Source organism: Nonomuraea sp. NPDC050536, from assembly GCF_044457685.1.
Taxonomy (GTDB): Bacteria; Actinomycetota; Actinomycetes; order Streptosporangiales; family Streptosporangiaceae; genus Nonomuraea.
On sequence record NZ_JBITHD010000007.1, the window covers coordinates 306,052 to 318,792 of the forward strand.

At 69.6% G+C, this 12,741-nt stretch carries 11 protein-coding genes; 4 read left to right on the forward strand and 7 right to left on the reverse strand.

Annotation, left to right across the window (positions count from 1 at the left end):
• Positions 1–57 precede the first annotated feature (57 nt).
• The gene (locus ACIBHX_RS22280; protein WP_397069077.1) at positions 58–1,014 is read right to left on the reverse strand and encodes an NAD-dependent epimerase/dehydratase family protein; all 957 of its coding nucleotides are present in this window, start codon (positions 1,012–1,014) and stop codon (positions 58–60) included.
• Positions 1,015–1,190: 176 nt separating this feature from the next.
• On the opposite strand from ACIBHX_RS22280, the gene ACIBHX_RS22285 reads away from it, so the two are divergent.
• Both ACIBHX_RS22285 and ACIBHX_RS22290 read left to right on the forward strand, forming a co-directional pair.
• Positions 1,191–2,309: a GNAT family N-acetyltransferase gene (locus ACIBHX_RS22285; protein ID WP_397069078.1), complete on the forward strand. Its 1,119-nt coding sequence runs from the start codon at positions 1,191–1,193 to the stop codon at positions 2,307–2,309.
• Positions 2,306–2,908 carry a class I SAM-dependent methyltransferase gene (locus tag ACIBHX_RS22290; protein ID WP_397069079.1) on the forward strand — a complete coding sequence of 201 codons (603 nt, stop codon included), beginning with the start codon at positions 2,306–2,308 and terminating at the stop codon, positions 2,906–2,908. Before ACIBHX_RS22285 ends, ACIBHX_RS22290 begins: the two co-directional genes overlap by 4 nt.
• Here the strand turns inward: ACIBHX_RS22290 and ACIBHX_RS22295 are convergent.
• From ACIBHX_RS22295 to ACIBHX_RS22320, 6 genes are all read right to left on the reverse strand, one after another.
• Entirely contained in the window at positions 2,895–3,887 is a 993-nt protein-coding gene (locus tag ACIBHX_RS22295; RefSeq protein WP_397069080.1) for a deacetylase, read from the reverse strand. The genes ACIBHX_RS22290 and ACIBHX_RS22295 overlap by 14 nt on opposite strands.
• The gene (locus ACIBHX_RS22300) at positions 3,884–4,798 is read right to left on the reverse strand and encodes a glycosyltransferase (RefSeq protein ID WP_397069081.1); all 915 of its coding nucleotides are present in this window, start codon (positions 4,796–4,798) and stop codon (positions 3,884–3,886) included. The genes ACIBHX_RS22295 and ACIBHX_RS22300 overlap by 4 nt, the downstream gene beginning before the upstream one ends.
• A gap of 142 nt (positions 4,799–4,940) precedes the next feature.
• Positions 4,941–6,254 carry a lipopolysaccharide biosynthesis protein gene (locus ACIBHX_RS22305; protein ID WP_397069082.1) on the reverse strand — a complete coding sequence of 438 codons (1,314 nt, stop codon included), beginning with the start codon at positions 6,252–6,254 and terminating at the stop codon, positions 4,941–4,943.
• Positions 6,255–6,351: 97 nt separating this feature from the next.
• Complete coding sequence (locus ACIBHX_RS22310; protein WP_397069083.1) at positions 6,352–7,551, reverse strand: glycosyltransferase; 1,200 nt, start codon at positions 7,549–7,551, stop codon at positions 6,352–6,354.
• Positions 7,535–8,668: a glycosyltransferase gene (locus tag ACIBHX_RS22315; protein WP_397069084.1), complete on the reverse strand. Its 1,134-nt coding sequence runs from the start codon at positions 8,666–8,668 to the stop codon at positions 7,535–7,537. The genes ACIBHX_RS22310 and ACIBHX_RS22315 overlap by 17 nt, the downstream gene beginning before the upstream one ends.
• A 208-nt stretch (positions 8,669–8,876) precedes the next feature.
• A complete protein-coding gene (locus ACIBHX_RS22320) occupies positions 8,877–10,247 on the reverse strand; it encodes a cystathionine beta-synthase (RefSeq protein ID WP_397069085.1) in 1,371 nt (456 codons plus the stop codon).
• Between the two features lie 107 nt (positions 10,248–10,354).
• Here ACIBHX_RS22320 and ACIBHX_RS22325 point away from each other — a divergent pair, with 107 nt between their 5' ends.
• Together ACIBHX_RS22325 and ACIBHX_RS22330 are read left to right on the forward strand one after the other, a co-directional pair.
• Positions 10,355–11,338, forward strand: a complete 984-nt coding sequence (locus ACIBHX_RS22325) for an SGNH/GDSL hydrolase family protein (protein WP_397069086.1) — start codon at positions 10,355–10,357, stop codon at positions 11,336–11,338.
• 53 nt (positions 11,339–11,391) lie between these two features.
• Positions 11,392–12,741 carry a PQQ-binding-like beta-propeller repeat protein gene (locus ACIBHX_RS22330; RefSeq protein ID WP_397069087.1) on the forward strand — a complete coding sequence of 450 codons (1,350 nt, stop codon included), beginning with the start codon at positions 11,392–11,394 and terminating at the stop codon, positions 12,739–12,741.

The following is a 12,741-nucleotide window of genomic DNA, read 5'->3' on the forward strand; positions in this document are numbered from 1 at the left end:
CCATGGTCCCGGAGGTTCCGGTGCGAGGGTGATGAATCACTTTCGTGGCGTTGCCGGTCATCGCGCTCCCGCGTCTCGCATCCATTCGCAGGTGATCTCGAGTCCACGGCTCAGCGGTGTGGGCCTGACGTCGGGGAAGAGCTCGGCCAGCTGCTCGTGGCAGGCCCGCGAGTTCAGCACCTCTCCGGGCCTGGCGGGCAGGTGCACGGTGTCGATCGACAGGCCCAGGGTCCGCCGCATCGACTCGATCAGTTCGAGGATCGACGTACGGGTGCCGAAGGCCAGGTTGACCGGCCCCTCGTTGGTCACCCGGCCGGTCACCGCGTCGGCCAGGACGCGCACCACGCTGCCGACGAAGGTGAAGTCCCGCGTCTGCCTGCCGTCGCCGTAGACGCGCACCGGCTCCCCGCGCAGCGCGTTGTGCAGGAACTTCGGGATGACCGCCGCGTAGTCGTGGTCGGCCGCCTGCCGCGGGCCGTACACGTTGAAGAAGCGGAAGGTGAGGATCGGCAGGCCGAACGAGGAGGCGTAGCCCGACAGGTAGCCCTCGGCGGCGAGCTTGCTGGCCGCGTACGGGCTCAGCGGACGCGTCGGCAGCCCCTCGTGCGCCGGGAGCACCGTGGAGTTGCCGTAGACCGACGAGGACGAGGCGGCCACGACGTGGGCGCCGATTCTGCGGCAGGCCTCCAGCACATTGAGCGTTCCCGTGGCGTTCGCCTCGTGGGTCGCCACCGGGTCGGTGAGCGATCGCGGCACCGACGGCCTGGCGCCGAGGTGGACGACGGCGTCGACCCTCCTCGCGGCCTTGTCCAGCAGATCGCGATCGAGAATGCTGCCCAGGACGAACTCGACGTCCATTCCCGACAGATTCTCCAGCGAACCGGTGGACAGATCGTCAAGCACGACGACGTCCTCTATTTCCCGGCGCTTGGCTAGTTCAGCACACAAATTCGCCCCGATGAACCCTGCGCCACCGGTAACCAGTACCCGCATGTTTCCCCCTTCCCGCGACATCGCGTTCCGTTGGAGTCAGCGTGGACCATTTATCGCGCCAACCAGTCGATCGCCACTTCGATTGGCGTACGCTGCCGAAAGTCAGAAGGGATATTTGCCAGCCCGAATCGCCCATATGCGTACAAATTACGGCGTGAAGGCCGTCGGGTGATCCGGTTGGCTAAATTATGGGAATCATGAGAGTGACCACCGTACGCCCACAGGAGCTCGGCCACTCCGAGCTCGCGCTGTGGCGGGAATTCCAGGCCGCAGACCCGGCGCAGGACAATCCATTCCTTTCTCCAGAGTTCACCCTCGAGGTGGCGGAATTCCGGCCCGACGTCCGCGTGGCGGTCGTCGCCGACGGGAATTCCGTCGTCGGCTTCTTCCCGTACCAGCGCAACGCGCTCGGAGTCGCCCGGCCGGTGGGCAGGGGCTTCCGTGACCGCGACGGGGCGGCCTTGGCCCCCGGGGTCGAGTTGAACGCGAGAGAGCTGCTGCGCGGGTGCGACCTGGCGGTGTGGCAGTTCGACCACCACGTCACCGGCCAGCTGGCGGCCACCTCCGAGCGTTCCGCGCTGCTCCCCTCGCCCGTGGTCGACCTCCGGCACGGCTACGACGCCTACGTCGACGGGATGCGGCGCAGGTCGTCGGTCACGCTCAAGGGGATCAACTACAAGCGCCGCAAGCTCGAAAGGGACGTCGGCCCGGTGCGTCACGAGATGCACTCGCTGGACGGCGGCGTGCTGCGCACGTTCATGAAGTGGAAGTCCGAGCAGTACCTGCGGACCGGCAAGGGCGACTTCCTCGCTCAGCCCGGGATCACGAACATGCTCACCCGCCTTCAGCACACCCGCTCCGAGCGGTTCTCCGGCAGCCTGGCGGTGCTGTACGCGGGCGACATTCCGGTGGCGGCCCATTTCGGCATGTACACGCCGCGGGCGCTCGTCCTGTGGTTTCCGTCCTACGATCCGGCGTTCGCAAAATATTCGCCGGGATTCATTCAGCTCATGGCACTCAGCGAGGACGCGGCGGCCCTCGGAATCGAATGTTTCGAGCTGGGACGCGGCCGGCACGCCTACAAGGACCAGTTCAAAACCGGCCACGTCCAGGTATCCGAAGGATGGATGGCCCGCCCAGCGATGGGCACAGTACTGCACAGGGTCACCACAGCCCCCCGGCAGGAAGTCATCAATTTCGTGAGAGCGCGGCCGCAGATCCGGGCCGGCGTGGCCGCCATGCGCGGCACGTTCAGATCGGTACGGGCACGCGCCAACCAGCTTCGGCCAGGCGGGCCAGGAGGAAACAAGAAATGAACACAGCGAAGCTCATCCGGAGATTCAACCGGTTTCGCCGCAACTATTTCATGGACCGCCGCTACGGCGCCTTCATCGGAGGGGTGAAGAAGACCCCATACCCGCATCTGGGCGCCGAGAACACGGCCAACATCGCCTACGAGGAGCTCCCCCCGGTCTTCCAGGGCGTCGTCCGCCCCAAGGAGGTCCTGGTGGACGTCGGGTGCGGCAAGGGCAGGGTGCTGAACTGGTGGCTGGACAACTTTCCCGGCCACCGCATGTACGGGATCGAGCTCGACGACGACATCGCGGCCGCCACCGAGGCGCGCCTGCGCAAGTATCCGGTATCGGTCGAGGTGGGCGACATCCGCCTGCTGGCGCCGGTGGACGGGACGCTCTACTTCCTGTTCAACCCGTTCAACGCACAGGTCATGGCGGGCTTCCTCGAGACGTTGAAGAAGCGCGCGGCGAGCCTGCCCGAGGACCTGCCCAGCCCGATCCAGGTCCTGTACTACAACTGCCTGCACCTCCACGTCTTCGAGGCCGACCCCGACTGCCAGGTCACGATGATCCCGATGCCGCCGCGGTTCCACCGGGCGGCCCTGATCAAGGTCGGCTGATCCCGGGCCTGACCGGGAACGTCATGCGGAACTCGGTCAGGGTCACCGGATCGAACCCGGTGCTCACGAAGGCGAACAGGGCGTCGATGTCGTCGAAGAGCCCTTCCACGCTGCGCCGGGTACGGAAGTACGGGCTGCCGCCGGGCATCAGCTCGGACGAATGGATCATGAACTCCACGTGCTGCCACCCCTCGGCGAGCGCCGTGCGCGCCAGGTCGAGCAGCCGGCGGCGGTTCCTGCCGTTGGGCCGCATCCAGGTCACAGCCGGGGAGAACCGGTTCACCACGCGGCCCGCCAGGCTCGTGCTGCCCGCCAGGTCCGCGGCGCGGCTCCACAGCGCCGCCCGCGACCGCGGCACGATCGTCATGGGCACCTCGAGCAGCGGGGACGCGCCAGGCCTCCCGATGTCGTCGAGATCGACGAAGTACGGCTGCGCGGGGAAGCGCGAGTAGTCACGCGGTCCGCGCCCGGCCGGGTGTCCGGTGGTGCCCGCCCAGGAGATGCGCGGGGTGACCGAGCAGTCCACCAGGTAGCCGTGCTCGACCAGGATCCGGGCATAGTTTTCGTCGAGCATCCATCGCCCGGCCCGGTGGCTGGTGATGGCGACCTGGAAGGCCTCCTCCAGCGTGCCCGTCATCACCTTGACCTTCTCGGCCATGGCCGCCGCCGGGAAGTCGATGAGGAAGGGCTTGTGCCGATGGTCCTCTTCGGTCAGGGGCAGGTACGGCGGCGCCGTCCACGCGTGCAGGTGCATCCCGATCTCGGCGGACTTGTCCGCGATCACTGCCTGGCCGAACTCGCGCAGGACCGGGCTCTGCGCCATGGACCACTCCACCAAATAGGTGGGACGCAGGCCGTACCTCTGGCACAGCTCGTGGAAGCGGGGCAGGTAGGCCGCGTTCTTGGTGGTGAGCCCGGTGGATGTGCTCCACTCGTCGTCGGCCTCCACGTCGATGGTGATGATGAACGCCGGGTTCATGGACGCATGCTCCTCGCCTTGTCGGCCAGGTAGAGCGCCACCCCTGCCAGCATGCCGGCGAGCGCGAGCAGCTTGGCGCCGGCGCCGACCAGATCGCGCAGTTGGCCTTTCGGACCGATGCGCAGGTGGAGACTGCATCGCACGTACTGCGCGGAGTACTTCACGAACAGGGTCCGCGCGTCGGGCCAGTACTTGAGATCCCGGTTCAGCCTGACCATGTAGACCTGCCGCCGGCCCTCCGCCAGTTCGCCGAACGGGCGCGCGCTCAGCCTGTCGGCGCCGTCCAGCGAGTACCAGCGGACGGTCGCGTCCAGGTACCTGACCAGCAGGTCGCCGCTCACGCTGGACCACACGGGGCTCTCCGCGACGAACCGCTGACCGGGCGGCTCAGGGAACGGGTACCGCTGCAGCAGTTCCAGGCGATCGAAGCGGAGCCGCTCCTCGAGGATCTTCTGCCGGTAGGACGCGTCGAGGTAGGTGGCGTCGCGGTACGGCTCGTCCTCGTCGAACGGCACGCCCAGGGGGCCGTCGGCCGTCATGCAACGGCCGGACACCCCGCAGAACTCCTGCCGCCGCGCGGGAGGGATCGCCGTCCACGCCTCCCAGACGGTCCGCAACCCGTCGTCGAGCAGCGCATCGTCGGAGTCCACGATCGCGGCCAGCTCGCCCGTCGCCTCGCGTACTCCCCTGTTGTGTGCCACATGCTTGCCCGCGTTCGCGGGCAGCCGTATGTAGCGCATGGGGAACGGAGCCCGCCGGCGGAACCCGTCGACGACCGCCTGCGTGTTGTCGGTGGAGCCGTCGTCGACGACGAGCCATTCGAAGTCGGCGTGCTGCCGACAAAGGCTGTCGAAGAGCCGGGGCAGGCAGTGCGCCCGGTTGTAGGTGGGAGTGATCACGCTGATGTTCACCGCGGCCTCCGACGCATGTCCCTGATACTGCCGTTCTGCAACGCGGGGCGTTGATTCTCCCCACATCCGACTATGAGGTGGGGGACGTCCCGACTGAGGCGATCGGCACTCCGCGTCCGTTAATGGCTCGGAAAAATACTGATCAGGCTCGCTCGGCGAGCGCGGCCGGCTTGCGCCGGGAGACGAGCCTGCCGGCCATGGCCAGGACGGCGCGCACCTCCGCGGGGCCGGCGACCACGGCGGAAACCGGCAGCCCGCTGGTCCTGAGGAACCACACGGTCTGGAGCAGGCCGAGGCAGGCGTAGGCCACCGACGAGGCTATCGCGCATCCCAGCCCGCCGAGCACCGGCAGCAGCAACAGGCTCAGTGCCACGTTCAGCGCGAAGATGGACAGCGAGATCGTGGTCGCCAGCCCTGTCCTGTTCAGTCGCAGCAAGTGAGTCCACACCGGACGCGTGGCGGCGAAGATCAGTTGACCGGGGGCCAGCCCCAGCAGGGGCAGCAGGCTGTCCCGGAAGTCGCTCCCGTACACGAGCGGGATCATCACCGGCGCGGCCCCGCACAGGGCCGTCGTCGACACGACGCCGACCAGCCCGGCGACCCTGGTGGCCTTGGCGGTGATCGCGGCCGCGTCCTCCAGTTCCTCGTCCGCCTGGCGCGACAGCGCGACCAGCGACAGCGACGACGTCGCGACGAAGACCAGGTCGATCAGCGTGATCGCGACGGAGAACAGGCCCGCCGCATCAGCGGACTCGGCCGAGGCCACCATGAGCAGGTCGACGCGCAGCAGGATCTGCACGGCCACCAGCCCGACATGGTTGCGCACGCCGAGAGCCAGCGTGCGCATGGCCAGACGCAGGTCCACGGGCGTCCGGCTGAACCGCCCGGCGCGCAGGTACAGCACCAGCGGGGCGGCGGTGGACAGCACCCAGATCGGCACGGCGGTGCCGATCGTCAGCCGGCCCATGCCTGTCAGCAGCAGCAACAGCACGAACTGGGTCGCGGATCCGGCGAAGGACCCCCAGGTGACCAGCACGATCCGGCCTTCGAGGCCGAGAATGCCCGCCAGGTAGGTGCTGGTGATGACGAGGGAGGGCACCGTGAGCGCGATGGCCAGCGTGATGCCGTCGTACGGCCGGGCGGTCTCGGAGCCCATGCAGACGGCCACGGCCGCGACCAGGGCGGCGACCAGGCCGAGCACCGGGCCGAGGAGCAGGCAGTTGGCGCGCAGGCTCGGCCGGTCTCGCACGTTCTGCCAGCGCGAGACGAGCGCCTGGTCGATCGACAGGTTCCCGATCCAGTGCGCCATGATCGCGATCGAGACGACGACGTAGTACGTGCCCCGCCCCGCCGGGGACAGCTGTCTGGCGATCACCGCGCCGGCCATCGCGTTCATCAGCAGGGTGGAGCCCCGTGCGAAGAGCGTCCCCATCGTCGCCGCGCCCCAGCCGCTCACAGCCGACTCCTCAATCGAGTGCTCGTCTCGGCAGCCGCTCCAGGCGCGCCGCCGTCCGCCGAGGCCGGGCCACGGGGTGCCGCCTCGCGCAAGGCGGTCACCGAGCGGCGGCGGGGCCGCGGGCCGCTCCGGGGTCGGCCCACCAGCCGTGCGCGCGGGCGATCTCGGCGTACAGGGCCTCGGTGTCGGCGACCAGCCGGGGGACGCCGAACCGGCGGTTCATCCGCTCCACGGCCGCCTCCCCCATGGCCTGGCGCAGGTCCGCGTCGTCCAGCAGGCGCAGCACGTGGCGGGCCAGCTCATCCGCGTCCGTTTTCGCCAGCAGGCCCGTCCTGCCGTCCTCGACCACCTCGGCGGTGCTGCCCACGCGGGTGGCCACCGCCGGCACGCCGACCATGCCGGCCTCGATCAGCGACAGCGGCATGCCCTCACTGTCCGACGCGAGCAGGGTCACGTCGGAGGCCGCGTACACCGTCTCCACGTCCGACCGCCAGCCCACCAGCCGCAGCGCGCCCCCGAGCTCCGCCTCCGCGGCGCGGAGCACGTCCATCGCTTCGCCGTCCCCGCAGATCACGAACAGGGTCTCCGGGCGTGCCGCCAGGACGATCCTGGCCACGGCGAGCAGCCGGTCGGGCCGCTTGATGGCGGCGACCCTGCCGACGTAGGAGACGACGGGCGCGTCTTCAGGAAGCCCGAGCAGCTTGCGGGCTTCATGGCCGCTCGGCGGCGTGCCGACGGACGTCCCGGGAGGCATCACGGTGTACTGCGCCTGTCGCCCGATCCCTGCCGCGACCAAGTCCGCGCCCACCCGGTCCCCGACGGTCAGCAGCCGGTCGGTGGCCCTGGCGAGCAGCTTCTCCACGCCGACGATGAGCCTGGTCGTCCGCTTGGAGAAGCAGCCGTGCAGCAGGTGCCCGTGGTAGGTGTGCACGACGGCGGGCACCCGCGCCAGGACCGCGGCCGTCCTGCCGAGCGCGCCGGCCTTGGCGGTGTGGGTGTGCACGATGTGCGGGCGGAACCGGCGCATCTCCGCGACCAGCCGGGTGAGGGCCGACAGGTCGTCGAGCGGGCGGACGGTCCGTCCCAGCCCGCTGACGACCTCGGCGTGGACGTCGGGTGCGGAGAGCGTCAGGTGATCGGCCTCGCCCTCGGCGACCTGGCCGGTGTACAGGCGTTGCTCGAACCGGGCGGGGTCGAGGTGCCTGCTCAGCCCCGACACCTGCCGTGCCGGTCCACCGACGTTCATCCTGGCGATGATCCGCATGACGCGGATCCTGCGGTCAGTGGGCGACTGCATGCGTATTCTCCCATCCGGCGAGCCGCCGGTAGGCGGCCAAGTAGGTGTCGACCATCGCGTCGGCGCGCAGGTGCGTGCCGCTCCATATCCGGGCCTCCAGGGCAAGCTGCCGGGCTTGCGCCGGGTGGGCGAGCACCCAGGCGATGCCGTCGGCGAGGGCGGTGGCGTTCGCCGGCGGGACGAGCACTCCCCGGTACCTCAGCAGCTCCGGCAGCCCGCCGACCTCTGAGGCCACGACCGGGCGCATCGCCGCCATGGCCTCCACCGCGGCGATGCCGAGGGATTCGCTGAGCGAGGGCATCACGACCACGTCGGCCCGCGCCAGCCAGGCGCGCACGTCGGGCTGATGCCCGGCGAACCGCACGTCGACGCGCAGGGCCGCGGCCTGCTCGCGCAGCCTTTCCCGCTCGGGGCCGTCACCGACCAGCACGACGGTGCAGGGCCTGCCCGCGTTCCGCAGCAGAGCGGCCGCGTCGAGCAGGTGGCAGTGGCCCTTGTGCGCGTTCAGGTTGCCCACGGAGACCAGCACCGGCCCGTCGGCCTGGACGTCCGCGGGGAACACCGCGGCGAAGGCCTCGCCGGGCACGCCGTTGTGCACCACCTGCACCAGGTGCGCGGGTACGCCCATGCGCCCGACGGCGAACCGCTCCACGGCGGCGCTCACGGCGAACAGATGGTGACAGAGCTTGTGCGCGCGCCGATCCACGGGCGCCAGCCAGCGCCTGCCGCGCAGGTAGCGGTCGAGCGTGTGCAGCGTGGCCACGACCACGGGGACACCTGCCAGCCGCGCGGCGGGCACGCCGAGCAGGTGAGCCGGCGGAAGGTGGGCGTGCATGATCGCCGGACGTTCCCGGCGCAGGTGACGGACCAGCCCGGCGAAGGCCGCGGCATTCCTGACCGGCTTGGCCCCGCGCTGGAATCCCAGGTGCGTGACCGGGATTCCGAGCTCGCTGAGCGTGCGGGCGTGCGGGCCGCGCTCGAAGAGCACGCCTACCGAGACCTTCACGCCTTGCGCCAGCAATCCCTTGGCGAGCAAGGTCACCTGATATTCGGCCCCGCCAAGCCCCAATTGCCCAATAAGCAGAAAAACGGAAGGGCGCGCGGTGTCGATCGTCACAGAGAAAGACTATGAGGCGGTTATCGGCCCAGGTCCGATTGATCCGCGTGTCGCGTCCGTGAATACCTTTACCAAATACTTCCCGGCACGCGAGTTTGACCTGGTGGACGCGGCTTGTTCTCGTCGCGCGGCTGGATTTTGCCTTCTTTAGGAATTGGCCTTTCGCGCAAAAAGGCCCGGCGGTGGACCGCCGGGCCGGTTTTGGTTTCTAGTGGTTGGCCAGGAAGGCCAGCAGGTCCTGCCGGGTGATCATCCCGGCGGGCTTGCCGTCCTCCAGGACGACCGCCGCGTCCGCCTTCTCCAGCGCCTCGACCGCGCGGGAGACGGGCTCGCCGTTGCCGATCATCGGGAGCGGCGCCGACATGTGGTCGGAGATCGGGTCGTCGGAGCTGATCTTGCCGTGGTAGAGAGCCTCGAGCAGGTCGCGCTCCAGGATGGAGCCGACCACCTCGGCCGCCATCACCGGCGGCTCCTCCTTCATGACCGGCAGCTGCGACACCGAGTACTCGCGCATGATCGTGATCGCGGTGCCGACCGTCTCGTGCGGGTGCGCGTGCACGAACTCCGGCATACCCGAGCTCTTGCGCGCCAGCACGTCGCCGACCAGCCCCTCTTCCGAGGACTCGATGAGGAAGCCGTAGTCGGCCATCCAGTCGTCGTTGAAGATCTTCGACAGGTAGCCCCTGCCGCCGTCGGGCAGCAGCACGACCACCACGCCGTCGGGCCCGGCCTGGGCCGCCACCTGCAGCGCGGCGACCACGGCCATCCCGCACGAGCCGCCGACCAGCAGCCCCTCCTCGCGCGCGAGCCTGCGGGTCATGTTGAAGGACTCCTTGTCGGAGACCGCGATGACCTGGTCGCAGATCGTCGTGTCGTACGTCTCCGGCCAGATGTCCTCGCCGACGCCCTCCACCAGGTACGGCCGGCCGCTGCCGCCCGAGTACACCGAACCCTCGGGGTCGGCGCCGATGATCTGCACGCGGCCGTCGGAGATCTCCTTGAGGTAGCGTCCGGTGCCGCTGATCGTGCCTCCGGTGCCGATGCCGGCCACGAAATGCGTGATGCGACCCTCGGTCTGCTCCCAGATCTCCGGACCGGTGGAGTGGTAGTGGGACTCGGGGTTGTTCGGGTTGGTGTACTGGTTGGGCTTCCAGGCGTTCGGGATCTCACCGGCCAGGCGGTCGGAGACCGAGTAGTACGAGTCGGGATGGTCGGGCGAGACCGCGGTCGGGCAGACGACCACCTCCGCGCCGTAGGCGCGCAGCACGGCGACCTTGTCCTGGGCCACCTTGTCGGGGACCACGAAGACACACCGGTAGCCGCGCTGCTGGGCCACCAGGGCCAGGCCCACGCCGGTGTTGCCGGAGGTCGGCTCGACGATGGTGCCGCCAGGGCGCAACTGACCCGACCGCTCGGCGGCGTCGATCATGCGGACGGCGATACGGTCCTTCACCGACCCGCCCGGGTTGAAGTACTCGACCTTGGCGAGCACCTGGGCGGGCACGCCCGTGTTGACCTTGTGCAGCCGGACGAGCGGGGTGTTGCCCATCAACTCGACCAGGGAATCGTAAACGCGCACCGAGGTGTTCACCTTCTTTATGGAGCTTGATCCGCCGAGCTCCACAGTGGGTGGCGGGCGCTCGGCTAGTTTCTCAAGCAAACGGTACCGCCGAGGGGGGACGCCGAGTGTTCTGGACTGCGGGGGTGGCGCGCGCGGCGCGCAAGATCGCGGCAGCGGCCGCGCTGGGCGGAGGCGGTCTGACCGCGCTCGGAGCGACCGCATATGGCTTGCTCATCGCGGAAAGCCTGGTCGCCAGGAAGGTCATCGGCCGCCCGCACGGCCTGGAGGGCCCGCCCTCCGACGGCGTTTACGGAGAATTTCCGGGAGACCCGATCAGGATGGTCATGCTCGGCGACTCCACCTCGGTCGGCCTCGGCATGACGGACTCCGCCAAGACCCCTGGCGTGCTGCTGGCCGGCGGCCTGGCCGCCATCGCCGAGCGTCCGGTACGGCTGAGCGTCCTCGGCCGGTCCGGAGCCCCCTCGGCCCAGCTGGCGAGCCAGGTCGACAAGGCGCTGGAGCTGGAGCCCGAGATCGCGGTGGTCTTCGTCGGGGCCAACGACATCACCACGCAGACGGCGCCGGCGACAGCCGTACGGCATCTGGTCAAGGCCGTGCGGCGGCTGCGCGCGGCAGGCGCGGAGGTGGTCGTCGGCACCTGCCCCGACCTGGGCACGGTGCGGCCGCTCGCGCAGCCGCTGCGGTGGGTGACCAGGCGCTGGAGCCGCCAGCTCGCCGCGGCACAGACGGTCGGGGTGGTCGAGGCGGGCGGCCGGACGGTGGCCTTCGCCGACATCCTGGGCCCGGAATTCGCGACAAATCCGGCGGAAATGTTCGGACCGGATCGTTTCCATCCATCTGACCGAGGTTACGCACAGGCCGCTTACGCGGTGCTACCTTCTGTATGCGCTGCGTTGGGGTTGTGGCCAGAGCCGCGACCCGCGCGTGGTGAAGGACTGCAACCGATTTACCTAGCGGCGGCGACGGCCGCGGAGGAGTCCGGCACCGAGGTCACCGCGACCCAGGTCGCCGGGCGGGCGACTGGCCCCCACGGCAGATGGGTGACGTTGTTCCGCCGGCGGCTCGGCGAGCTGCTCAACGACGCCTGATACCGGTCACCCTCCGAGGTCGAGCCGTCACGCCCATCCCACATTGGAGTGGAATGCCCGTGCTCCGGCCCCTCGCGACACCGGCCCTCGCTGCGGCCGGGATCCTGGCTCTAGCAGGCTGTTCCGGCAGCGACGCCGCCACGGCGAAGTTCCCGGCGTGGCAGAACACCGAGGTCAACGCGGTCAGCCGCATGACCACCGCAGGCGGCGTGGTCACCGCCACCTCCATGAAGCCCGACGGCACGCTCGAGACCGTCGCGCTGAGCCTGGCCGACGGCAAGAAGCTGTGGGCCTACCCCGCCACGATGGCGGGGCGGCTGCCCGGCATGGGCGTCTCCGCGCCCGCCATCGTCGAGACAGGCAAGGACAAGGCCGTCGTCGTCGCCGTCGACCCGGCCAAGAAGGGCCGGTGGAACGCGACGCTGATCGCCCGCGACGCCCGCTCAGGGCAGCAGAAGTGGACCCGGCCGGTGAACTCGACGTTCGGACCGCAGCGCTGCGGACCCTACGTGTGCCTGTCGGAGCACACCGCGCTGTCGTCGGCCCGCGTGGTCGTCCTCGACCCCGACACCGGCAAGACCATGTGGAAGCTGCCGGGCATCGCCGAGGTCGAGTGGTCCGACCCCACCCGAGTGCTGATGCTGCGCCTGGCCTCCAACCCGATGGTGGAGTCCTACGAGCTCAAGTCCGGCAAGCTGCAGTGGCAGCAGCCCATCAGCCAGGCGCTCGGCCCCGGCATCGACCTGTCGGGCGGCTGGGCCTTCGGCGCCACCGGCGACAACCTGATCGGCTACATCGCCCCCTACACCAACCCGCAGACCAAACAGGTCTCCACGTTCGGCCTGTTCTCCATCAAGATCTCCGACGGCACGATCAACTGGATGCGGCCCTCGGTGGTGCGGGTCTACCCCAGCGGCAGCCCCGGCTACGCCCCCGTCGTGCGGCCCGTCGACCAGCAGGGCTCCTATGGCGGCTTCGCCCGGCTCGACTCCGAGAGCGGGCGCGTGGTCGGGCAGATCACCGCCTCCCAGGTACCGGGCTCCGGCTGGTGGCTGGCCTTCCCCGAGCAGATGGACAAGCTCGGCTTCCTCAAGCACAACACCAAGGGCACCGCCTTCGACCTGGGTTCCGGCCGCGCCGTCTCGGTGGACGACCAGCACGGCTGGTCCTTCTGCGTGACCGACCCCAAGCCGCTGCCGCTGCGCTCCCAGGCGCCCGGCTTCTACTCCATCGCCGCGCTGTGCCAGTACGACCTGGCCACCGGCAAGCGCATCAACGACGCCTCGGCCCCGCCCGACTGGTTCACCGGCAGTCAGAACGGCTGGCGTCTGTGGCGCGACGAGAAGGGCGCCGTGCACGGCGTCAACGACCGGACATCCACCCAGCCCGGAATGTACGGCTGA